This is a genomic window from Leptolyngbya sp. FACHB-541, from assembly GCF_014695875.1.
In the GTDB taxonomy this organism is placed as follows: Bacteria; Cyanobacteriota; Cyanobacteriia; order Elainellales; family Elainellaceae; genus JAAUTN01.
The window spans coordinates 54,046-78,217 of record NZ_JACJPC010000027.1; the positions used below are offsets into that span (position 1 = coordinate 54,046).

General features: G+C 48.9%; 19 protein-coding genes. 11 read left to right on the top strand and 8 right to left on the bottom strand.

Annotation, left to right across the window (positions count from 1 at the left end; all coding sequences use genetic code 11):
- Positions 1 to 21 precede the first annotated feature (21 nt).
- Entirely contained in the window at positions 22 to 1,257 is a 1,236-nt protein-coding gene (locus H6G00_RS03730) for a DUF445 family protein (protein ID WP_190795681.1), read from the top strand.
- A 3-nt stretch (positions 1,258 to 1,260) separates the two neighbouring features.
- On the opposite strand, the gene H6G00_RS03735 is transcribed toward H6G00_RS03730, so the two are convergent.
- Positions 1,261 to 1,872 carry a rhomboid family intramembrane serine protease gene (locus tag H6G00_RS03735; RefSeq protein WP_190795682.1) on the bottom strand — a complete coding sequence of 204 codons (612 nt, stop codon included), beginning with the start codon at positions 1,870 to 1,872 and terminating at the stop codon, positions 1,261 to 1,263.
- A 28-nt stretch (positions 1,873 to 1,900) separates the two neighbouring features.
- Positions 1,901 to 3,607 (bottom strand): TM0106 family RecB-like putative nuclease, encoded by a 1,707-nt coding sequence (locus tag H6G00_RS03740; protein WP_242042113.1) that lies wholly within the window; start codon positions 3,605 to 3,607, stop codon positions 1,901 to 1,903.
- 234 nt (positions 3,608 to 3,841) lie between these two features.
- Here H6G00_RS03740 and H6G00_RS03745 point away from each other — a divergent pair, with 234 nt between their 5' ends.
- From H6G00_RS03745 to H6G00_RS03770, 6 genes are all read left to right on the top strand, one after another.
- Positions 3,842 to 5,038, top strand: a complete 1,197-nt coding sequence (locus tag H6G00_RS03745; RefSeq protein ID WP_190795683.1) for an aminotransferase class V-fold PLP-dependent enzyme — start codon at positions 3,842 to 3,844, stop codon at positions 5,036 to 5,038.
- Between the two features lie 79 nt (positions 5,039 to 5,117).
- Positions 5,118 to 5,354 (top strand): 50S ribosomal protein L28, encoded by a 237-nt coding sequence (gene rpmB / locus H6G00_RS03750; protein WP_190642211.1) that lies wholly within the window; start codon positions 5,118 to 5,120, stop codon positions 5,352 to 5,354.
- Positions 5,355 to 6,120: 766 nt separating this feature from the next.
- Positions 6,121 to 10,683, top strand: a complete 4,563-nt coding sequence (gene hpsA, locus H6G00_RS03755) for a hormogonium polysaccharide biosynthesis protein HpsA (protein WP_190795684.1) — start codon at positions 6,121 to 6,123, stop codon at positions 10,681 to 10,683.
- A gap of 39 nt (positions 10,684 to 10,722) precedes the next feature.
- Complete coding sequence (locus H6G00_RS03760; RefSeq protein WP_190795685.1) at positions 10,723 to 11,463, top strand: type II secretion system protein; 741 nt, start codon at positions 10,723 to 10,725, stop codon at positions 11,461 to 11,463.
- A 57-nt stretch (positions 11,464 to 11,520) separates the two neighbouring features.
- Positions 11,521 to 12,537, top strand: a complete 1,017-nt coding sequence (locus H6G00_RS03765) for a prepilin-type N-terminal cleavage/methylation domain-containing protein (protein WP_190795686.1) — start codon at positions 11,521 to 11,523, stop codon at positions 12,535 to 12,537.
- Between the two features lie 55 nt (positions 12,538 to 12,592).
- Positions 12,593 to 13,171, top strand: coding sequence for a prepilin-type N-terminal cleavage/methylation domain-containing protein (locus H6G00_RS03770; protein WP_199318292.1), 579 nt, complete (start codon positions 12,593 to 12,595; stop codon positions 13,169 to 13,171).
- Positions 13,172 to 13,251: 80 nt separating this feature from the next.
- On the opposite strand, the gene H6G00_RS03775 is transcribed toward H6G00_RS03770, so the two are convergent.
- Positions 13,252 to 13,419, bottom strand: coding sequence for a hypothetical protein (locus tag H6G00_RS03775; protein WP_190795687.1), 168 nt, complete (start codon positions 13,417 to 13,419; stop codon positions 13,252 to 13,254).
- Positions 13,420 to 13,983: 564 nt separating this feature from the next.
- Positions 13,984 to 15,054, bottom strand: coding sequence for an undecaprenyldiphospho-muramoylpentapeptide beta-N-acetylglucosaminyltransferase (murG, locus tag H6G00_RS03780; protein WP_190795688.1), 1,071 nt, complete (start codon positions 15,052 to 15,054; stop codon positions 13,984 to 13,986).
- A 195-nt stretch (positions 15,055 to 15,249) separates the two neighbouring features.
- On the opposite strand from murG, the gene H6G00_RS03785 reads away from it, so the two are divergent.
- Complete coding sequence (locus H6G00_RS03785) at positions 15,250 to 16,101, top strand: nuclear transport factor 2 family protein (protein WP_199318293.1); 852 nt, start codon at positions 15,250 to 15,252, stop codon at positions 16,099 to 16,101.
- Between the two features lie 4 nt (positions 16,102 to 16,105).
- Positions 16,106 to 16,885, top strand: a complete 780-nt coding sequence (locus tag H6G00_RS03790) for an SDR family oxidoreductase (protein ID WP_190795689.1) — start codon at positions 16,106 to 16,108, stop codon at positions 16,883 to 16,885.
- A 22-nt stretch (positions 16,886 to 16,907) separates the two neighbouring features.
- Here H6G00_RS03790 and H6G00_RS03795 read toward each other — a convergent pair whose 3' ends face one another.
- Positions 16,908 to 17,363: a hypothetical protein gene (locus tag H6G00_RS03795; protein WP_199313801.1), complete on the bottom strand. Its 456-nt coding sequence runs from the start codon at positions 17,361 to 17,363 to the stop codon at positions 16,908 to 16,910.
- A gap of 437 nt (positions 17,364 to 17,800) precedes the next feature.
- Here H6G00_RS03795 and H6G00_RS03800 point away from each other — a divergent pair, with 437 nt between their 5' ends.
- Positions 17,801 to 19,453, top strand: coding sequence for a CHASE2 domain-containing protein (locus H6G00_RS03800; protein ID WP_190795690.1), 1,653 nt, complete (start codon positions 17,801 to 17,803; stop codon positions 19,451 to 19,453).
- 336 nt (positions 19,454 to 19,789) lie between these two features.
- Entirely contained in the window at positions 19,790 to 20,824 is a 1,035-nt protein-coding gene (glsA, locus tag H6G00_RS03805; RefSeq protein WP_190795691.1) for a glutaminase A, read from the top strand.
- A 27-nt stretch (positions 20,825 to 20,851) separates the two neighbouring features.
- Here the strand turns inward: glsA and thiO are convergent, their stop codons facing one another.
- The 3 genes from thiO to H6G00_RS03820 form a co-directional block, all read right to left on the bottom strand.
- Positions 20,852 to 22,927 carry a glycine oxidase ThiO gene (gene thiO, locus H6G00_RS36530; RefSeq protein WP_190795692.1) on the bottom strand — a complete coding sequence of 692 codons (2,076 nt, stop codon included), beginning with the start codon at positions 22,925 to 22,927 and terminating at the stop codon, positions 20,852 to 20,854.
- A 36-nt stretch (positions 22,928 to 22,963) separates the two neighbouring features.
- Entirely contained in the window at positions 22,964 to 23,503 is a 540-nt protein-coding gene (locus tag H6G00_RS03815; protein ID WP_190795693.1) for a hypothetical protein, read from the bottom strand.
- Positions 23,504 to 23,670: 167 nt separating this feature from the next.
- On the bottom strand, positions 23,671 to 24,009 hold the full coding sequence (locus tag H6G00_RS03820; RefSeq protein WP_190795694.1) for a 2Fe-2S iron-sulfur cluster-binding protein: 339 nt from the start codon (positions 24,007 to 24,009) through the stop codon (positions 23,671 to 23,673).
- Positions 24,010 to 24,172 lie beyond the last annotated feature (163 nt).

Below are 24,172 nucleotides of genomic sequence, written 5' to 3' on the forward strand. Positions count from 1 at the left end.
TCCCCAACCCCCAATCTCGCCTTGGACTTCTCCACACTCTGGTTACTGATCGCCCCTCCCGTCGTCGGTGGAATTATTGGATATTTCACCAATGACTTGGCGATCAAAATGCTGTTTCGTCCCTATCGCCCCCTCTACATCGGTGGACGAAAACTGCCACTCACCCCCGGACTAATTCCAGCTAATCAGGAGCGCCTAGCCAAGCGCGTTGCAGACACCATTATGGGATCGCTACTGACCCCAGAAGAACTGCAAAAATTGGCGCGTCGGCTGCTTCAAACCGAACGGATGCAGGCTGCAATCCTGTGGCTGTTGAAATTGGCACTGACCCAGATCCAGGGAAGCAATGAGCAAAAAACCAGCAAAATTTTGGCAAAGGTGCTGAAAGATTTGCTGGGACAATCCTTGCCTCGACTAGTCAAAATCTGGGCCCGGCGCGAAGACTTCCTGGAAACTCAACTTAACCAAATTTTTGACCAGGTTTTGTTAGAGTTTCAGCTCACCGAAGCTCAAGCCAGCCAGCTTTCTGATTGGCTATTGCAGGTGGTTTTGCCGCCCGACGTCATTCGGCAAGCCCTTGTAGACTTCCTCACCGATCGCAACATTCAAGTAATCGACGAAGGCTTCCGCGAAAAAAGTAGCGGCACCTACTGGGTCGTCGCCAACCTGTTTGGGCTACGGAACACCCTGACCCGGCTGCGAACCTACTGCCTGGACGAAAAAGATGCCAGCAATGTACGCATCAAGGAACTCATTCAATCCCTCGGCGTACAGCCACGTCTGCGAGAGTGGATGCAAAACTTATCTTTGCAGAACTTGCCCGTCTCGACCGTACGCCAGCTTCGCAAAACCACACGAGACAGCATTCGCAGTTACGTCCAGGAGCGCGGTTCAGATCTGCTGCAAGGGCTAAGCAACTCGATTGATTGGGATAATGTTGCTCTGATGCTGTTAAATCGTTTACGCACTTCGCCTGCGGTCAATCGTTCTTTAGAACCCGTCAGCCAGGAGTTGGCTTTAATCTTAGAGCGCTACCTGGAGCAAGACTTAGAAAATATTGTGGCGAAAGCTATTCCAATCTTAGATATCGACCAGGTGATCATCGAGCGAGTCAGAGCCACTTCAGCTCAAGAGCTGGAGCTAGCAATTCAGGGCATCGTCAGGAACGAGCTACAGGCGATCGTCAACCTGGGCGGCGTATTGGGATTTGTGATTGGACTGCTTCAGACAGTAATTTTGTTGGCTAGAGGGCTATAGGAACTAGCTAACAACCCCTAGCCCCTCAAAAACCTGCTGCAACTGAGGCAAATACTTTGCTGCCAACCCACCACCTGCAAAGCCAAATAGGTGTCCTTGCCAGGACATGCCTCGGCGAATTGGTAAAATGCCCCAAATTAAGCTGCCGTAGAGCAAACCCACAATCACTGCCGTCAGAATAGCGATCGCACTTTGCTCAAAATAACCCCGCAGCAGCAAAAAGCCAAAGTAACCAAACACCAGTCCACTTGCACCAATGTGGTTGGTGCGAGGTGAACCAAACAACCAAACCCCTAAGCCACTGACTAGCCAGGCAACAGCTGTGACGATAAAAAAGTCACTGGTTTGCCGCAGCATAATTAGCCATCCCAGAACAATCAGCGGAACAGTGTTGGTTGCCAGGTGACGTAAGTTGCCGTGCAGCAAAGGGGCAAATACGATGCCAAAGATGCCCTCACTGGTACGAGGGCGAATGCCATAGCGGTTGAGTGCGCCTCTCAGGAAAATTGAGTCAAATAATTCTAGAATCCACAGTGCACCAACAAAGCCGATCAAAATGGTGGCATGGAGTTCTAGCTGGCGTGTTAGCCCTGCCAAATCATTACTGTTGAGCATTCCGCCACTTCAGTCTAGGTATTGGGGATTAAATGAATGGTCTGGGAGAGTGACCGTTTTGAGTAGGGCTATGGTGGAAGCGGCTATTTTGCGTGAACTCCACGAGCCAGTCCTTGACGCGGTGGGTAGCGCGACAGTCATCTTCGTTATATCGGAGAATGGCATCCAGAAAGGCGCGATCGCCCGTCGATAGCCATTGAGCATACCAGTAAATCGACTGCGCTCCATTTGCGTCGCGATCGCGCCAGTTAAACCCTAACCAGCGGGCGATCGGTTTTAGAGCATAGCTTTCAACTGGCAAAGTCGCAACCCGAGTCACCCGTTCATGCAAGTCAACAAACCGATCGAGCAGCGGTAAAACCAGCGCTTCTGGAGTTTCGTAATATTCTGCTAAACGCTTTACGGTCTGCACTTCGTAGGGGCAAAAATGAAAAATTGGCGCTGTCGGGTAGCGCCAAACTAAGTCAAGAAATTGTTGCCAGACAAACGCTTCATCTTCGGGGCGATCAGCCAGCAGGGGATAAAACTCAGCCTTAGTAGGAGCACTTTCCTCGTTTGTTTCAACTTCCGATGACCTCGTGCGATCGACCACCAAAACCCCATGCAGGTAAACTAAATTTTGTTCTGGTGCTGCTTCAATATCGAAATAAAGTTCTATAGGGGCAGTCGGCAGTTCCTCGATTGAAAGCAGCGGTTCATCGGGCAAGTCAGAACTGAACGGACTCGCCAATGCCTGATTTGAAAGGGTTGCCTGCGCTTGTCGAACCAATTTTTGAGCAACCTGTAGACCAAATCCGGGCAAAGTTTCCAGATGTTTTGGAGTAGCGGCTGCTAGCGTTTCAACCGTTGTCAAATCTAAGGCTTGCAAATGAACATATCGACTCGGTGTTACTCCTGGCAACAGCGATAGGTGCTTATCAGCTTTAGCAAGCTCGTAACAGTGACTAAACCAATGACAGAGATCACAGCGATTGTGGGCAATAAAAACTTCTGGTTCTCGCTGCTCCTGAAGCATCTGGATGCACTCTTCCAAGATTGCTTCCATGCGGGGAATCAGCTCTGGCAAGTTGACTGCATAAGCTCCACGCTGTCTTAGAACCAGCCAACTTGTGTCGGGTAGAACGCCCTGAATTGCTGCAAGTAAGTGAGCGTGAAAGGCTGCCGTAATCTGGTAATCTAGCTTGGGGCGTTTGCCTAACTTAATCTCAGTGGGAACGTAGAGCCAATCTCCAAAAATGGATTCTCCAGGATGTTTGACCAACAAGTTAGGACGGCTGACCAGCTTAACTCCATCCGCACGAGTAAAGTGCAACACGCCATTGGTAATGCGTTCTACGCCTTGTTGCATTAGGGCTAACGTTGCCTCGGCACCTGCTTCCCAATCGCGGCGTGGATAACGGGGCTGATAGACAGTTTGGTTTTGAATGACTGCAATCTGGTGTTCTTGGCTGTCTTGACGCAGCTTTAGTAAATAGTCGCTGGGTGCATCTCGCTGCTCTGGGTTGCCGTACAAATCAAGAAAAGCTCGTCGCCGACATCGTTGATAGTTGAAGAGAATTTCGTCGGTCAGCCAAACCCCTTCTAAGGTCGCTTCTGGCGAGGAGATCGGGGCAGCTTGAGGCAGCGATCGCTGAAAGGGTATCGCTACAGAAGCAGCACAGGAATTATCCTCAGCCTCCATTGCGTTGAAGCTGTGGGAGTCAACGGATAGGTTTCCTCCAGTTGAACCAGACATTGACACAATCTAAGTCCTGTATCGAATGCACACCTGTCTTGCATTCGCAAGCGGTTTCACGCACCTGATTCTGTTATGACTTTAACGTGATTAGTCTGGTTTGGTCTAGCGATCGCTAAAATCGCTACAGCTACAGCAATTCCGAAGAGGCATGAGCGCACTCAGGAGGAGTGCACTCACAATCCACTCATCACGCAACTGATTTTCCTACCACTGATTTGACTTTTTGATTTTATGAGCAGTGCATCGCTAACCGTGGCGGATTTACAACAATACCGTCAGCAGTTTCCCAGCTTGAGCAATAAGCTGTATTTCAACTATGGCGGGCAAGGACCCATGCCGCAAAGCGCGATCGCCGCAATTCATCACTCTCAGGACTACATTCAAACCGCTGGACCTTTTTCGGGTGGGGTGAATGCCTGGGTGACACAAGAGGCAAACCAGACGCGAAGAGCGATCGCGGCCGAGTTAAATGCACCTGTAGAAGCGATCGCCCTCACCGAAGATGTGTCAGTAGGCTGCAACATTCCGCTGTGGGGAATCGATTGGCGATCGGGCGACCACATCTTGCTTTCGGACTGTGAACATCCCGGCATTATTGCTGCTGCTCAGGAGATTGGTCGCCGGTTTGGCGTAGAGCTATCTACCTGTCCTCTCATGGCAACGCTTAATGCCGGCGATCCGGTAGCGATAATTTCAGAACACTTACGTCCGACTACGCGCCTAGTCATAGTTAGCCACATCCTCTGGAATACCGGACAAGTTTTGCCGCTAGCGGAAATCATTGCCGCTTGTCGAAATCACGTCACCAAAGCTGAGCCAGTGCGCGTGTTAGTTGATGCTGCTCAGTCTGTCGGCGTTTTGCCGCTTAACTTAACCGAATTAGGTGCAGATTTCTACGCCTTCACCGGACACAAATGGTGGTGCGGTCCAGCCGGAGTCGGTGGGCTATACGTTCGACCGGATGTACTAGAGTGCCTGAATCCTACGTTTATCGGCTGGCGTGGCATTACCAAAAACGCGACAGGACATCCCACAGGCTTGCTCTCGGATGCGCGAAAGTTTGAGGTAGCAACTTCCGATTTTGCCCTTTATGCCGGACTAAGGGAGGCGATCGCCATTCACCACCAGTGGGGCACTGCCACAGAACGATATCAGCGCATCTGCACCTTAAGCCGTTACCTCTGGCAGCGTTTGGGCGAATTTCCCCAAATTACTCGACTCAAAGCAACTCCTCCCGCATCCGGACTGGTTTCGTTTCAGGTCAACGGGATGCCTCACAAGCAATTTGTCGATGCGCTAGAGCAGCAAAGCCTAATGCTCCGAACCATTCTCCACCCCGACTGCGCTCGCGTCTGCGTCCACTATTTCACCCTAGAATCAGAAATCGAGCGCTTGATTGAGGCGATCGCTGCTTTGATCAACAGCTAGAGTATGGATTTATGCAAGCTTCACCACTTTGTGTACAATAGAGGACTGTTGCTAAATTTCCTATTTCTCCTAAACCGCTATGGCTCGTAAATGTGAACTGACTGGTAAGCAGGCAAACAACGCCTATGCTGTTTCTCACTCTCATCGCCGCACCAAAAAGATCCAGGAAGCCAACTTACAAGAAAAGCGGGTTTGGTGGTCTGAGGGAAATCGCTGGATCAAGCTGCGTCTCTCCACCAGAGCCATTAAAACCCTTGAACACAAAGGGCTATCCGCAATGGCAAAAGAAATCGGGCTTGACTTAAACAAATACTAAGGCGATTTCAGAGAAAGATTTTACTTTTGTGAAAGCGTAAAGCGTAAGGGTTTTAGGGAGGCGAAGAGTGCACCGTCATGAGAGTACACTCCTCGCTTTTCGATAGCCCAGAGATCTAGAATGGATTCAAGTTCATCAAAAGATCAAAAAGTTTTGATAAAGAAGGGGATGGCTCAATGCTGTCCCTTTTTTGTTGAAATCCAACCCCATTGCCATTTTGACGTTAAAATTTTGCCCTTCCCTGATCGTTTTGCTAGAACAAGTGGGTACCATAGGCTTCATGCAGGTGTTATAGAATCTTTACAAAGATATGCTTTGCCCAGTGTAAAAGTTGGGATCAATCAGGCCAGGTCATTTTGGATATCAGGGCATTGGGTTCGTTTTTAACAAGTGCATCTACTTAGAGTGAAACAGTAATTTCCGTCAGAAACGGTGAGTTATCGCAATGCGTCCAAACTTTAGAGCAGGTTTTAAACCTTATCGAGCTTAACTTGTGTCACTTCTACTGAAGCTTAAATCTGACAGAAGTTCGTAATTTCACCGTTGATACAAAGTTGTCTGACTTGTTATGACAGTAAGCACCTCTATGAGCCATTTATGAATTTTGAGTAAATTCTCCTGAGCCCCGGCACTTTAGCTGTATTGTCTCAATCTCATTTTCTTAAAATCTTTAAGTGACGGCTTTTTTGATATCAATATTCAGTTTTTAATTCCGAAACTCTAGTACCCACAATTTTCAGGCATCCCATTGATCAGGAAGGCAGTTATGTCAATCCGCGCATTAATTAGGGCGATCCAGCATCTCCTCTCTCACACCAGCAGGCTGACTCAGCGCATCACCAAAAAGATCGTGACCGGCTTCCTGCGTAACTTGCTATTGGTCGGTAGACGACCCCGCACGTCTAAAGCAGGCTTTGTGTTGCCCACAACTGTGCTGCTGCTGCTGGTCGCTACGCTGACCGTTGGCTCTATCACCTATCGCACCTATACCCGAACGGCACAGACGATTGGCGATCGCCAACAGCGCGTTATTTACAACGCTGCCACCCCTGCCATTGACCGAGCCAGATCAAAGCTGGAATATCTCTTCAATGCTCAGCAAGATCCACGGTTTCCTGGTGGTGTTCCTGGTGAAGTTCAGCTTCTAGGAATGCTGCTTAATGACGAGGACAGGGCCTTACCAGGTGACATCACTGTCCCTGAACATAAGCCTGATGGCTATGACCCTTACACTTTCCCTGATGAAGCTCTTGATATTGCGGGTATTACCAAAATTGATGGACGCTTAGATATCAATGGAGACGGTCAAGCAGATAATGCTTGGGCTTACCGAGTAGATACCAACGAAGATGGCGAAGAAGATGCTACAGTCGCCTACTCTGTTGTGTTTCAAACCCCTAATACTGCTGATGGTGATCAGCCCCTGACGAACCCTTCACCTGCAGCGATCGCTGATAGAGCTAACAAATTACAGGTACGCCAGGGACCTCTCAGTCTTATTGACCCACAAGGACAGTGCCAGTTAGCCGAAGCAAATGTGCTTTCACCTGAAGGTGGCTGGATTCCAGATGGATCTACCACATCAACTTTGAGAAAAACTTTTCAAATTGATGCCTTTGTCTTACCTGACGACCCAACTGGAACTGTCACAACTCTGGAATTTAACCAGGATCGTCAGGTTAACCGAGGCAACAAGTGGGGAGCCTGGTTCCGCTACGATCTAGAGATCTATCCGGGTACAAGCTTCAATTGGAACGGGGCAATGCATACAGAGGGTAGTCTAATTGTTGGTAAACCTCAAGAGGGCACATATAGAAGCTTTCTTATTAGCTCCCCTAATTCATGCCTCTACACCAAAGAGGCTTCCGAGATTACAATTGCAGACACCGTTGAAAACACGCAGGGACTTCCGCCCTTTTTAGGACAGGCTCTTGCCGGGCTGACGGGTACAAACCTCTCGGAAAAAGAAAGTCTCTTTGATGTAGATAACGGTGGAACTCCACAGATTGAACAACGATTTAACCCAAGAACGGATTCTGTTGACGGACAAGACGCAGCTGTTCCACCAGGAGCGTTTGCTCTTGATCCAGTCAAACTCCTAACTGAAGACATTTCAGAAGCCAGAGTTGCAAATAATTCTGTCGCTCCTCAAGATGAAGATTGGCGGACTGGTGTATTCGTTGATAAGGGCAGAATTCGTAATGCTTCTGAGGCAGCACCTTATGTAGATGACACATTTCGAGCAGATGACCGCTACGGTCCTAAGCCCCGATATCAGCGAGAAGAATTTCCGGCTGGGGTCAAAATTGGAAGGACAATTGAAGATGACTTAATGGCTGATAAAGGACTCCCTGATAGTCGGCTTAAAGACACCACTTCTACTACAGACGACGTCACAGGCGTAGGCTTAGATGGTTACTGGGAAAGACGTGCCCACAACGAGGGAGCGCGTATAATCGTTGGACAACGTTTGGAGCTAGGTAATCCCTTTCCTACTACTTGGGGTACTGCTGCTAATTCCGAACCAATGCGCCCATGGAAGGAGTGTTCTCCAAATAATGCTGGTAGGTGCTATGAAGCCAGACAGCGGCGCACCTTAAGAGATAACTTAGCCGCAGTTCAGGCAACGGCTGTTTACCACCGTAATAGTCCTGATATTCCTCTTGCCTGTGTGGCAACGACAGTACATCCTGGCACCTCGCTGACTCTAGATAGAGGATCTACATTCGAGAATATTTTCGGCACTACGGATAGACGGTCGAGGGCTGGCGTCAGCATTGGAGCTCCCAATTTTTTCGCAGTTAGTGATTTTCTCTCAGGTCGAGGAACTAACGGCTGGGAATACACTGCTCCAACTGCTGCTGATTTCAGTGCTGGTAGCCCTATGATGACAGCACTCACAAACCTGGCTTACTTCACTGGAGATCCTAATGGAGGAGCACCCTCATTCACACCTGTCCAGGATGATGGCGAAGTTCATCCTCAGCCGATGATGACGATGTGGGGAGACTTCTCAATGCTGCGACGGCTTGTAGCTACAGGTGTTGCCTACAACGACAGCCTGAGCCTTGCAGACAAAACGACTTACCACACGGCTGCTTGTACATTGGGTATGTTGGCACACAATATCAACTATCTGGTAAGATTTGAACCCTCTCCAGACGATATAGCCCTTCTAACGGATGTACTTAACAGATTAAGTAGCGGAAGTACTGGTAACAGCGGCATTAGAATACCTGCTCCCCCTAACGGGCCAGGTTTTCCGCCTGAAGCCTACATTGAAGGTTTGAAGAAGTGGCGTAACAGTTCCACACCCAATTACGACCCTGTTCAACTGGACAGCGCTATTGCTCTAGCGCAGCTAATTATGGAGAAGGAACAGGTTGCACGCGATCGAGCATTCGGCTTTTCCCTTGCGACATTGAATACTTGTCCTACAAGACTCAGTGGCTCTTTGAGAGGGCTTTGCCCATCCCAACCTAAGTACCCTATTCTTTTCTCCATTTTCCCAGGTGATTACAACACTGATACTGCACTAAATTCAGACGATAACCATCCTGAACTGGGTGCACAGAGTCGAGGGGAGGAGTTGGAGCCTGCTGATGAAGCCTACATCACTGCCAAAAACGGCGCTTATTCCTACCAGTATGTAGATATAGATACACCAGCAGCACCCATTGCAAGGGTCGTAACACCTAAACGGATAGAACAAGGTTGGGTACTTCAACCGGAGGAGATTCCTGGTGCCACTGGTCCGTACACAAACAGTAACGAGGAAGAGCGCATCAAAGCGTGTGTGAATACGGTTTGCCTCAGAAGGAATAATGTTGGCACCTTGTATCGAGTTCTAATGAAAGACTCTAGTTTGTTTAACGGAAGAGAAATGATGAATGTCAGAGTTCTAGACTTGAATCTAGATCTGATGCGTAAGGCAAGCATAGGAACGGGCGACTTTTGGCTACCCACTTCAGGACTCATCTATGCATTCCGAGAGGATGCAGTTGCCGAAAACATGATCACTAGACCTCGTTCAGCAGGCTGGACCAGCTGTAACACCAATGCCAGTTATGAGGATGAAATGAATGCTTGTCATATGCGAAGGCTCGAAGAAGCGGCTTCATTAGGAACAGACCCCCCCATTAGTGATGAACTTAGCATCAGTCCTAAACCTGTAGACTACTATCCTGATCCAGATCGTCGTCCCTATGGATTCCGTTTCCGTAAAGGAGCTTCCTTAGGACGACCGGGTGATGAAGGCCGCGGTATGTCTTTCATTACTGATAATCCCGTATACATCCAAGGGGATTTCAACTTGCATCGAGCTAGTGAAGCAAACACTGACCCTCTAGAGGAGTTTACTGAACCTCTTGAGGAAGATTTTGAAAACTTCTATGACCGTGATGAGTTAAACGTTGCCTTTGCGAGACGCTTAACGGACTTTTGGAGACCTACTGAGATATTGGCAGACGCAGTCACAATTCTCTCTAGTAACTTCTGTGATGGCAGTATTGAGGATGGCATTCTCTCTGCTGGTTCAAACAATCCAGACCTAAACGCTCTAATTAACGAGGTAAGACCTGGAGACGGGATTGCATCATATGGATGCACAACTGATGCAGGCGGCAGGCTCCGAACCTCCTACCTCAACCAAAATCGCCCCAATCCAAGTCCTGCCATTTCATTAAGTTTCTATCGCGGCTTAGGAAGCGGGAGCGGCTTAGGTCTACCTAGACAGCGTTGGTTACGTGAGAATCCTTACGATCTAGGTTCCCCAATTGCAATTTCCAGAAATGGTAACCCGAAGACTGTTGCTGGCGGTACACCGACTGGGACCGAATATCAGTCTGGGTACTACACTTTTGGACAGGACAAGCCTCTGACTTTAGCTAGAGCAGGAACGCGGGTCAACTCGATCATTGTGAGCGGTATTTTACCTTCTCGTCCAGGACAAGGATACGGTGGAATGCACAACTTTCCTAGACTTTTAGAAGATTGGGCTCCTCAACGCCGCAATCCTCGTGCTCTATTTATTTCTGGCGCATTCCTGCAACTTAACTTCAGCACCTACTCTACTGGTCCGTATGACCAAGATGCTTTTGAGGGAGCTGCTGACCCCGATGTGGCAATTGAAAACGTTAAGTACTACTACCCTCCAGCAAGACGCTGGGGTTATGACGTTGGTTTGCAGTATGCTCCAGCCGGTCCGGTAGCACGGCGTTTTGTCACCGCTACATCAGTTCGGAGTGAGTTTTACAACGAGCCACCTGCAAATGACCCTTACATTGCTAATTTGTGCAATGTCATAGATGAGAACAGATGCCCTGAATAGAGCCGTTCCTGAACTCGGAGCCTTACGAGGAGTTTCTACATGCCAGTTATGTCTTTGTTACAGCAACAATTGAAATCCCTATATGGATTGCTCTCTGGGAAGCAAGGCAGCAATCCATACGGGGCTGGCTCCTCGGAGCAGGGTGTCACTCTCTTAGAGTGTTTGGTGGCGATCTCGGTCGTTGCTCTGTTAGGGGCTATGATTACGCCACCCCTGTTTGTTGCCGCTGCAACACGGGTTCAAAATCGACGGGCAGAACAGGCTTTTCAACTTGCTCAGTCAGAGGTCGATCGCATTCGGGCACTAGTGGCACGCGGACAACATCAGATCGAAAACTTACCTGCTGTAGTGGATAGTCTTGATGCAGATCCACCCACCATACCTTCAGGGTTCCTGAAGTCCATTGACGAGACCTGCAATACCTATGAAGATCAGCAGATTCCCGCAAATCAGGTTCTGCCAATTGATATTACTGGAGACTGTGAATCTGATTTCCTAATGCAGGTTTACCGGACTAGATCACCCAATGAGGTTACTGAAGCAGCAGGACAACCTGCCTATCAGCCGCTTGACTTTGATGTTGGTATTCGAGTTTATTCTGTCCGTGCCGAAGATAATTTAGGCAGGCTCAGCGCTGAGCCTGCTAGTTTGCAATTCACGACGGGTGAAGGCAACCAACGCGAACGTCCTCTAGCAGTTTTGAATTCCGACTTCAAATGGAGCGATCAAAGTGGGGCGCTGTGTAACTACCAGAACAATGGTGGTCTGCCCTGCAACTAATTTCTAGTAGTCAAGACTGTTTGAGTCTACTCCTAACTGGGTAAAAGCATCATGAAGGTGTCACTTAGATCTCGATTAAATCGCCTTTTTCGCCGTAAGCAAAAGTCTAGTAGTGTCGGTGGCTTCACGTTCATTGAGTTGCTAGTTGTCATATTTATTGCTGGGGGCATCATCTCTGGTTTGTTGTACCTGGTAGTAGAGTTACTTGGCGTTGACCAGCGCGAAGCTTCCCGTAATGAAACCCAGCGGGAGATGCAGTTAGCAATGGACTATATCGCTACTGAACTACGGGAGGCAGTCTATGTTTACAATGATTGTTATCTGCCGCAGGGGAGCCGTACTAATCCTGATGGAGATCCAAACAATCCGGATGATGACTACTGCCCAGGACTAATTAACCATTTGCCAGATGCTCTAACCAGCGCAGACAATATTCCAATTATTGCATTTTGGAAACAGCAGCCTATTCCTACAGTTCTTAAAGAGCAGTGTGCTTCTTCTCCAACTCCACCTGATAATATTCCCTGCCGCACTGCATCCTCCTATGCTTTAATTGTCTACTCCATTAACAGAGCTGATTCGGATATCTGGAAAGGTAAAGCGCGCATCACCCGCTATGCTCTAACCCAATTTAAAAGCGATGGTAGTTTGACTCCTGGATATGCTCCCCCAGAAGAAGGAGTTAGTGTTCGCTTTGATCGGTGGCCGATAGGAGCTAATAGCGCTAGTCGCCAAGCGGTTCTCCCCCGAGATACATCGGCTGTACTAGTAGACTTTTTGGATGATGGCTCAGGTGCCGACTTTATCGATACTGATGAAACAGCCGATCTTGCCAGTTGCCCAGACGATTATTCAATGATACCTAATCAGGATGTTCTAACCACAATTGGTGCTCCTGCCATTAGAAGCTTCTATGCTTGTGTGGATCAAGGGCAAAGCAACACAAACAGGGATGTAATTCTTTACATCAGAGGAAATGCACAAGGTAGACCCGGAATTTCAGGAGAAGCCTCTTTTCTGCCAACTCTAGAAACTAGGGTTCTAAGCCGAGGTGTACTTGGCAGAGCCCCTTAATTCTAAGATGTGAATTCGTTACTGTTTCAGTCCTTGAGTATTGAGCCGAAGAAGAATGAAGAAGCTACTCTCTAAGCAAACGGTTCTATTTAGGAAAGCTGCTATCGGCAAGGACACAGGTTTTACCCTGATAGAGCTTCTAATTGTCGTAGTTCTGATAAGCATTTTGGCAGCAATTGCTGCTCCAGGCTGGGTGACTTTCCTAAATAGACAAAGAGCAAATGCAGCTAGAGATGAAGTACTTCAAGCGATACGAGTAGCTCAAGCACAAGCAAAGCGTACACGGCAAGCCGTATCAGTAGAGTTTAATACTGATGTAGATCCGCCAAGCTTAACCGTAAGAAACGTTACTCAGGTAGTAGGTGAGGGCGAGGGCGACAGTAGCTTGGTTGCTCTAAATGCAGTAGATGGTGATGGTGCCGATCTAGCTTCGCTTACTTTTGGCTCCAGCGGGAATATAGATATTGACTCTATTACAGGAATAGACCCTGAAGATCCAGAAAAACCTATTGCAACCATTACTGTTGCTACCCCCGCTCAAGGTCCTGGAAGTGATAATCCTACACGACGCTGTGTTGTAGTTCAAACACTGCTAGGAGCAACACGCTTAGGGGCTGATGACGAATGTGAGTAATTTCTAAGAATTACAGAATTCCTCTAAACTTTTGAGGGGCAGCTTAATTCAAATTAAGCTGCCCCTTAAAAGTTCACGCTTTATTTCTCCTTTGTTGTTACCTTCAGGTCAACCCACTCCGAGAACGGTTCGCCATCAAAAGGTTGAACTCCAGTTTCAGGGTAATGATCATCCCTCGGACTAAAGATCCGGGAAACCCCTTCAGAGACGTACTGGATTGCATTAACCGCAAAGTCGAAGATTCTCATAGAATCGCCCTCAGTGTATGTCATTGACGTGTAAATCGATAGGCGACATCAATGTAGTCCTACACAGTGACCACTCGAAGCGAAATCCTGTTTCAACAGGTACGAACTTTTTACTGCGTTCCTCAACTGCGTTGAAATATATCCGAAAACTATGTCTGAACCAATAATCTACGTGGCACTAATTTGCTTACATTGATCTCGATACTTTTATCGTAGGGGATTGACCTGAGAGGCAATCAAAACTGCTGCGGAATCTTGATAAAAGGTATAACGTTCTTCATATTAATTAGGACAAAGAAAGGGGGTGTGAGCTAAATCTACTCCCTCTTCTTTGTTCGAACCAAAATGGCGATCGCCCTATTTTTTCGGATTCAATACTTGTAGCCGTCGGGTTTGCTGTTGACGCTATTGGGCTGTAGCGAAGAAATATTTTTTGCGAAACTGTCCATTCTCTTGGACGAAGGCTATATCAACTTGGCAAAGCGCTCTGTCAAGGGGGCGATTGTAGTTGCCAATCAGGTTGAACGCTCTCTTGACACCAGTTTTGAGAGGGCATTTCATAAATTATTTGATCAAACTGCGAACCAGGTCAGCTAGACGCTCAGCACTGTCTGCGATCGCCAGTCCTCCCGCTGCGGCTGCCATTTGCTCAAGCTGATCGGGCGATCGCAACAAATTTAGCACCTTATTTTGCAGCTTTTCGACCGATAGGTCAGCCTGACGACAAACTTGAGCCGCCCCTGCCGCCGCAAAGATAGCAGCATTGTAAGACTGATGATCTTCCGCTGCGTAGGGATAGGGAATCAGAATGGAGGGAGTTTTAGTGATTGCCAGTTCCGTTAGGGTGCCTGCTCCTGCGCGACTAATTGCCAGATTTGCTCGTTGCAACAAACCCGCTATATCGTCATAAAACGGCAGTGGCAAATATTGAGCGTGGCTTAAGCTGTTGGCTTCGGGATCATTTTCCCCAGTCAAATGCACGACCCAGGCCCCGGCAGCAAACCATTCAGGCGCACACTGACGCACTAAGCGATTTACTGCAACGGCACCCTGACTGCCACCAACTACCACAATCAACGGTACGTTATCCGGGATATTCAAGTCAGTTGACAGGGCATGGTCTAGCGCGACTCGAAACTTAGAGCGAACTGGCGTACCTACACATACCGTTTGAGCGCGGGGCAAATAGGGCATCGCCGCTTCAAACCCCAGCGCGACTCGACTGCACCAGGGACTCAGCCAGCGAGTTACCTTTCCAGGTAACGCATTAGATTCGTGCAGAATGGTCGGCAAACCCAGCGTTCGAGCCGCTACGATTGCAGGCGCAGCAATATAACCCCCCGTGGTTAGTACACCCTGAAACTGTCCTTGTTGAAGAAGTTGGCGCACCTGGAGAATCGAGCCTGTTAATCTACCAAAAATTCGCAGCGTCCCCAGACCAAATCTTTGCTGAAAGCCTTCGACAGCGATCGCATGAAGTGGATATTGCTTAGGAACCAGTTGCGTTTCCAAGCGATCGGGTACGCCTAACCACTCAATTTCGTAGTCGGGCAGCTGCTCAGCCGTAGCGATCGCCGGAAATAAATGCCCCCCTGTACCGCTTGCCGCAATCAGGAGTCGGATCGGCTTTGTCACAAATCTACTTTCTCCCCCAGCACCTCAGGACAACTTAGAACTCGAAATTCAGAACTTAAAACTTCTACTTGTCGTCATTTTTAACTTCTAATTTTCGCTCATCTAACCCATTTCACTCAAATTCAGGTTAAAACTTCTGAAGTAGCGATTTGCAAAATGCTGCCTTCTTGAATTAACTATCCAAACTTATCATTTATGCCTCACGCTTCCACCAAACGCTCTACTTTTACCAAGCCTCAACCGATCCAGTCGCGATTGTTGAACTGGATTCAAGCTACAGGGCGAGCTTGGCTGGTGCCGTCAGTTGTGGGATTGGCGATCGCCTGGGGAGGAGACATCAGCGCCCGAGCCGAAAGTCCAGCGACTGCGCCACCAGAACTGCGTGAAACTCTGACTCAAATTGATGCCGCTGCCAGTCAGGGCGACGTGGAAGCTGTAATGGAATTTTATAGTTTAGAGTTTACCCATGCAGACGGGCTAACTTATGAGACGATGCAGCAGGCTCTCACAGCTTTCTGGGAACGGTATCCTGACCTCACTTACCAAACAGCCTTAACCTCCTGGGAGTCCGACGGCGACGCAATTGTGGCAGAAACGGTTACAACCATCACTGGTACTCAAGAAGCAGAAGGTAGAACATTCAAGCTCGATTCAACCATTGCGTCACGCCAGCGTTTTGTCGGACAGCAGATGGTTAGCCAGGAAATTCTCACGGAGCGCAGTCAGGTGACTTCTGGAGAAAATCCACCCACAGTGACCGTTAGCTTGCCCGAACAGGTGACGACCGGACAGGAATATCCATTTGACGCAATCGTGACAGAGCCATTGGGCGATCGCGTTCTTTTGGGAACCGCACTGGAAGAGCCAGTCAGACCCGAAGGCTACCTTAACCCAACAACCCTCGATCTAACGCTCTTGCCTGCTGGAGGACTCTTTAAGGTGGGTCAGGCTCCTGCTACGCCCGAAAGCCGCTGGGTTTCAGCCATCATTATTCGGGAAGACGGCATTACCGAGGTAACTCAGCGCCTGCGAGTGGTAGGGCAATAGGCACATGGCTTCGATTCAAAACCAAATTGTTTTAATTACGGGTGCTAGCAGTGGAATTGGAGCCGCCTGTGCTAGATCCTTTGCAGCAACAGGGGCAAAGCTGATTTTGGCAGCACGGCGGCTCGACCGCCTGGAAAGCCTGGCTGCTGAGCTGACTGAAAAACATTCAGCTCAGGTTCATTTGGTGCAGCTTGATGTGAGTGATCGCACCCAGGTTGAATCCGCCCTCAACGCCCTCCCTAATTCCTGGCACACAGTTGACATACTGATCAACAACGCAGGCTTGAGCAGAGGCTTAGATAAACTGCACGAAGGCAGCATCGAGGACTGGGAGGAAATGATTGACACCAATGTCAAAGGTTTGCTCTATATCACTCGGTCAGTGGTGCCAGGAATGGTTGAGCGAGGACAAGGACATGTGATCAACATAGGCTCTATCGCGGGGCACCAAACCTACCCCAACGGCAACGTGTATTGCGCCACAAAAGCTGCCGTTAAAGCCCTGTCTGAAGGTTTGAAGATGGACTTGCTAGGCACACCCATTCGCGTTAGTGCAGTCGATCCGGGAATGGTCGAAACCGAGTTTAGTGAGGTGCGCTTTCACGGTGACACAGAACGAGCCAGCAAAGTTTATCAAGGGTTAACTCCACTTACCCCTGAAGATGTGGCAGACACCATTCTCTTTTGTGCAACTCGACCGGCGCATGTCAATATTAGCGAGGTCTTGCTGGTGCCAACGGAGCAAGCCAGTGCCACCCTATTTTACCGTCAGCAAAACCGCTAGATGTAAAAGCAAGTCTTTAGCTTCAGAATCTCAAACCAACACCACCTTGAAGCGAAGCAGCCGTGCCGCCACCATCACGATAGGCATCAAAGGCAATAATCGCATTACCAAAAATGACTAGGTCGCTATAGGGCAAGCTGTAGTCCACCCCAGGCTGAATCACAAAGCTAGTTTGGTTACCGAGTGGGGAAGCGTTTCCTTCACCACCATCTTGTAGTACCACGCCAGCGCCAATATAAGCATCCGTCTGCCAGTTTAGCGGAATGTCATAGGAAACAGTGGGAACGAGCGCGGGCGTATCTCCAAAAACTAACGCCTGTGCCCGGAGTGAAATGGGCAGTTCTAGAAGGCGATAGCGCACGGCAATTACAGCGGCGGTGCTGCTATCTGAGTCGTCTCCTGAGCTTAGACCAAAGGAAGGACCAACTCCGACATAGCTACCGTAAGCAGCTTGAGCTGAAGCAGTTGATGAGGTCATTGGAATGATACCAAGCGCACCAATCAACCCTCCGACTAAACCGCCAACCAGACTGTTAAGTGCGATCGCCCTCAAGCGATTTGTCCAATTCTTGTTGCTAAGAAACTGCATCCCAAACTCCTCACTAGCTACAGAATTTACTTTTATAAGACAGACCACCGAGTCAATCAGCACTAAGCTCTGTTTGAGGTTATTTTTTCCCTGCATTTCTTCCACAGAAAAAATAACCTTTTCAATTGGTAATAACAGCTCAATCAGTAGAACATAGCCTAATTATGAGCTAAAAGTCTACAAAATTCGCCTATTTTATAGGTTTAATATGAATGTTTCTCACTTACAACTGCCGTATCAGACCTTTGGTATTTTTATACATTTTCATCTCCATTCCTGCCACATAATCAAATCATCTTTGCCATTTCTTTCCTCAGCTTTTTGCTATGGCTCCCCTTCTCCAAACCATTCGCTCAAAACTTTCTGAGCTAGGAAAACTTAACCCCAAGGCAGCCGAGATGGGACGTTCTGTGCTGTTGCCCAGCCTGATCATGACAGCATTGCTGTTAGGGATAGGTCGGTTAGGCGTACTGCAAGGGATGAATTTAGCAGCTTATGATCATCTGATTCGTTTACGACCCGACCAGGGAGAAGACGATCGCCTTCTCATCGTGGGAATTACAGAAGCAGACATCCAGACCCGCCAAGAATGGCCCGTTTCAGATCAGACACTAGCTCAACTTTTGGAGAAACTAGAAGCACAGCAACCGCGTGCAATTGGGCTAGACATCATTCGAGATGTACCCATTCAGCCAGGTCGAGAAGCTCTTCTAAATCAAATGCAACAGAGCGATCGCCTGATTACTGTCTGTAAAGTCAGCGCTCCCAACAATCCGGGTTTCCCACCTCCGCCGGGAGTCGCACCAGAATTTGTTGGATTCTCAGATTTAGTGATTGATCCCGGCGGCATCTTGCGTCGCAGCCTACTCGTGATCGTGCCGCCGCTGCCAGAGAATGGTGTTCCTTTAGTCCCTCACCTGTGCAGTCAGCCAACAACTCTAGACAATCAGCCCAATACCTTGCTTTCGTTTGGCTTTCAGCTAGCACTGACTTACCTGGCAGAGGAAGGCATTCAGCCTGAATTGACTGAAGCCGATGAGTTAAAGCTAGGTTCCACCTTACTCTCTCGGCTTCAACCCACCACCGGGGGATACCAGAAAGCAGATGCTAGCGGCTACCAGATTTTGCTCGACTATCGCTCGGCTAACCGTGCAGCCCCACAGGTCAGCATCACCGATGTATTGAGCGATCGAGTGAATTCAGAACTGATTCGCGATCGCATCGTTCTGATTGGCTACACCACACCTCAAGCCAAAGATGAGTTTTACACGCCCTACAGTGCAGGAGCCAGCGATAGCCAAAAAATGCCAGGGGTCGTCGTTCATGCCCAATCCGTCAGCCAAATTCTCAGTGCCGTGCTGGACGATCGCCCGCTGCTCTGGTCTTGGTCAAATGCCCAGGAAGGAATTTGGATTTTCGGCTGGGCATTAGTTGGCGGGGTTGTGGCTTGGTATGTGCGCCATCCGCTGAAGTTTGGAGGAGCGATCGCAATCGCAAGCGGAGTCATTTACGGCATTTGCTTTTTGCTGTTTTTGCAGGGTGGCTGGATTCCGCTGGTGCCGGGGGCGATCGCTTTAGTTGTCACCTCAGCCGCAGTCATTTTGGTTGATCGCTTTAATCACAGCACCTATGGACAAACAGTCTGCCGCCAGGTTAAGAGCTTCCTCAAACTCGACATTGAGATTAACCAGGCAAAGCTAGAAAAACAAGTCGCTGAAATTACTGAATCTGACTACTTTCAGGACTTACAGCAAAAAGCAAAGGACCTACGATCTTCAGCCGGAACCCGCAGCCCCACTGCTCCTTCAACGGAAAACTCCATTCCTACAACAGATCACATAGCTGCTCCTTCACCTACCGAACCAACCGTCAAGTCAGGAGATGAGAACGAATTGGACTATTTCCAAAAGTTGCGGCTGAAAAGCAAACGGCTACGCGACCAAAGACAAGGGCAGAGCGACGACAAGGAAGGTTCGTAGCCAAAACTACAGAAACGCCAAACCTCTAGCGATTTACTTCCTATTGAGGCTCCTAAAGATTAGGGTAAATTGTCTAACACTTAACTAATCCTAGCCAAAAGCTTTACCAGCGCAGAATTCTATACTCACCTGAAGTAGCTCAGTCAGCTCTGGTAGATGTAGTAGTGCGGTAAATCTAAAGCGTTGGGTTCCGCTGCGCTTCACCCAACCTACACAAATCCCAAACGGTAGAACCGTAAGTTGGGTGAAGTAAAGCGTAACCCAACAGCAGTAAAGGCTGGAGCTTACTAGCTTGTAAGCGATGAAAAAAGTTTAACTCTGTATGAATCACTAAAGATGAACAACCGAGATGACGATAATCTAACGGCGCTGGTTCAGCAGCATAAGTCAGTTGCATCCCCTCTACAGGCTTTTCTCAGCGAGCTACACCTCAAGTACAAACCTCTGCGAGACGGCGCTGTTGCAAATTACATCCCAGAATTAGCGAAGGCAAGCCCCGACTGGTTTAGCATTTGCATCGTCACGGTTAATGGACAGATCTATAAGGTGGGAGATTATGATCAGCTTTTTACAATCCAGTCCGCGTCAAAGCCATTTGTACATGGCTTGACATTAGAAGATCATGGGCGTGACTACGTTTTAACGAAAGTTGGAGTGGAGCCAACAGGCGATGCATTCAACGCCATTGTTTTAGATGAGGCATCCAAACGTCCCTATAACCCAATGGTGAATGCAGGGGCGATCGCCACCGCTGGCTTAATTAAGGGTGCAGACCCCACCGAACGCTTAAACCGAATGCTCGACATGTTTCGGCGTTACTGTGGGCGAGAAGTTTTTATGGATATGTCGGTGTTTACCTCCGAACGGGCAACAGGACACCGCAATCGAGCGATCGCCTACCTGATGCTTAACTTTGGCATGATCGATGACCACATTGATGAGACGCTGGATCTCTATTTCAAGCAATGTTCAATCATGGTTAATTGCAGCGACATCGCAGTCATGGCTGCAACGCTAGCAAACTGTGGTGTGAACCCCATCACAGGCGACCGGGCGATCGAAGCTCAATACATCAAAGATGTACTCAGCGTCATGTACACCTGCGGGATGTACAACTATTCTGGCGAGTGGGCCTACCGCATTGGTTTACCTGCTAAAAGCGGCGTAGGTGGCGGCATCGTCGCGGTTGTTCCTGGAAAAATGGGAATTGGGGTCTTCTCGCCGTTACTAGATTCACGCGGTAACAGCATCCGAGGTGTTAAGGTTTGCGAAGACCTTTCCTTACATTACGGACTGCATTCCTTTGACCTACAGACCCCCAACTCCAAGCTGATTGAAGCGCTTGCTCGCCCAAACTCTAAACCTGCGTAAGCCAAACAACCTACCATCAATGACCCTTTACGGCGCGATCGTTCCGGTTAAGGGTGAACTAGCGCTGGCATAGGTTTTCACTGGGATTCGTCCTGCTAAGTAAGCAAGCCGTCCGGCTTCGGCAGCCATTCCCATTGCTCGACCCATCAAGGCTGGGTTTTGGGCTTGGGCGATCGCCGTATTAATCAACAGCGCATCAGCTCCCATTTCCATCGCCTGAGCCGCTTCACTCGGGGCACCAATCCCTGCATCTACCACCACTGGAATGTTGGCATTCTCAATGATGATTTGAATGTTTGCCTCATTTTTGATTCCCTGACCAGAACCAATGGGTGAACCCAATGGCATCACCGTGGCACAACCCACTGCCTCTAATCGTTGAGCCAACAGCGGATCGGCATTAATATAAGGCAGCACTGCAAACCCTTCTTTGACCAATTGTTCAGCCGCTTCTAACGTACCGATGGGGTCAGGCAATAAATACTTTGCATCGGGGATCACTTCCAGTTTGACAAAGTTGTTGTCTTCCTGACCCAACAGCTTTGCCATTTCTCGCCCCAATCGGGCAACCCGAATCGCCTCTTCCGCAGTTTTGCAACCTGCCGTGTTAGGCAGCATCCAGAGTTTTTTCCAATCTAGCGCTTCTGCCAGTCCTTCATGACCTGGAGCGTTGGTCTGCACCCGGCGCACTGCTACGGTTATGATTTCACACCCACTGGCGGCAATGCTTTGGCGCATTTCCTCAAAGTTTCGATATTTGCCTGTCCCGGTCATCAGGCGAGACCGAAAAGATCTTCCAGCAATTACCAGCGGTTGATCTAGGCTATTTGAAACTGGTTCAGTTGTGTCAATTTCGGGGCGATCGAGCGGAGTAGAATACTGCTTCAACATTGCGTTTGAGTGAACTGTGTTGGAATCAATGGAGTTTGAATTCAGCCTTCCATTTGAATCGGCTGAAGGCTGAGCGGAATTAGAAACAGACTTGATTGACGGACTGGCAGTTGCTTCAGCTGAAGTATAGAAGCGCTCCCAAGAAAAACTTTGCAGCAAGGGAGTAGATTGCTGCTGCGAGAGAAAATCTGCAATCAAGAGCGCTGTGACTGGGGCTAGCAAAATGCCGTTTCGGTGATGTCCTACAGCTAGCGTCAAATTTTGGCAAAGACCTGCTCCCAGAATAGGAGCTTCATCTGGCGTAGTCGGACGAAACCCCCACCAGCATTCTTCGATCGGGAACTCTTGCAGTACGGGATAGAGGCGAATTGCTGCTGCTAGCAGCTTTTGTAGTCCTGCTGCAGTATTGCCAGGAGTAAAACCAACCGATTCACTTGTTGCGCCAATTACAATTCGCCCATCTTGGCGCGGCACAATATACACCTCAGAGCCAAACAAGACACGCTGTAAGGGCAAGTTGGCTTGGTCAGAGGGAATACGAACCGAGAGCATTTGCCCTTTTCGAGGCTGTACCGGAATAGGAAGCAAAGCTGAAGACCATGCTCCGGTTGCCAGAACGTACTGCTCTGCCTGCCACTCACCGGCTGTTGTTTTGAGACTTGTGACCTGTCCGTGCTGCTGCTGAACTGCTTCAACCATTACCCCTTCTCGCAAGTCAACTCCCAAAGTTTGAGCAGCAGCTTTAAGGGCTTGAGCCAGGGCACGATTATCGACCTGGGCATCTTCGGGAAACCAAAAACCGCCAATGACTTCAGAACTGAGTCCAGGTTGAGCGTGGTGAACTGCGGTTCGGTCGAGCCAAAGAGCAGGAGAGGAACTGGAGCGAATTTCTAGGTTTTCAGGCTTTGGGCGTTCATACGAAGGGGCAAGAATGCCGCAAGTCCAGTATCCGGTTGATAGCCCGCTGATCTCTTCAATTTTTTGAGCCCAGTTGGGGTAGAGCATCCGGCTTTTAAGACCCAGTTCGAGTAGAGCTGGATCGGCGATCGCCTCTGCTTGAGGAGCCAACATCCCCGCCGCCGCATGAGTCGCAGCCTCGGCAAAGTCGCGGCTTAAAACTGTAACATTAGCTCCTCGCAGCTTTAACTCGATAGCGATCGCCAAGCCAATTACGCCACCGCCAATAATTAAAATGTCAGATGCAGTATTCATGAAAGCTACAGGAGGCTGCGAATCAAGTTAAGCGGCTTACCACCGTGCAGGGATAGGGCGTGGACGTTGAGCCGTTCCTGCGGCAGGCGTAGGAGACGCAGCAGGAGTCGGAGATTGAGCAGTCGTCGTTCCAGTACCCGTTGCCGGAGCGTTGGCTGGAACCTGAGCGGGTGCGCTCGTTCCAGTTGTGCCACTAGCCCCCTGTTGAGGAACGGGTCGGCGTTCATTCGGAGAAGTTCCATTTTGAGTGGCAGTATTTGGAGCAGTAGTATTTGGAGCCGTTGCAGTATTCGGGGCAGTGGCACTATTTGGAGCACCAGCACTATTTGGAGCAGCGTTGCCTTGAGGGACGCTGTTGGGAGCTGCAGTGTTATTTGGAGAGGCGGTGTTATTTGGAGAGGCGGTGTTATTTGGAGAGGCAGTGTTAAAAGACTCAACTGGCTCTCCATTAGCTTCTTCTTCGTCTGAACGCTGCCCAAACAGATTGGAGAGAGACGGTAAATTGTCGGTTGCCAAAGAACTAATCAGCAAAACAAGGGCAATTAGTATAACGAAAGAGCCAATAAGTCGAGCCACAGCCTCTACCTCCACAAGGTTCTAATTCCATCATCTCTTAGTCCATCAATTTTTAGGACAGCTATGAGCAGGGTTTCTCGAAAATTGTCTCTAAAATTAGATGAAACTGCTTCAATTTAACCTGCGATCGCAAGAGTTTAATCTTGCTAACGATGGGGTTCAATTGGTTAACCTTCTGGTGTCCAAATAGGTTGAGAACCTTGTCCCCAAAATCCATCAAACTTTGTCACTTTGACATCACCTAACACTTCAGTCTGGCAGGCAAGACGACGATTTTGCGTGGGAGAATGAGGAGGCAGTGACCGACGGGTGCGATCGCGCCAATTTGCCTCAGAAATTCCTCCTTGAATCTGTACAGCACAAGTACCACACGTCCCAATGCCGCGACAGTTAATTAAATTTGCCCGTCCATTGTGCAACTCAACCTCATGTTGCAGCAAAACTTGACGCAGGTTAGCGCCCGTCTCGCAACCAAATGTTTTTCCTTGAGCTGTCACTTTTGGCATGATTAATTTTTCACTCTAAACTTTTCCTAACCCTGAATTTCCAACCTTGAACCAGTTTTTGATCAGCAATCAGCAGCTTGCCTCAACTTTCAAGTTCTTAATAATAATCTAATTTTCTTTACTTCTTAAACCCACTTATTCTCTCGCTGACCTTCTAGCAATA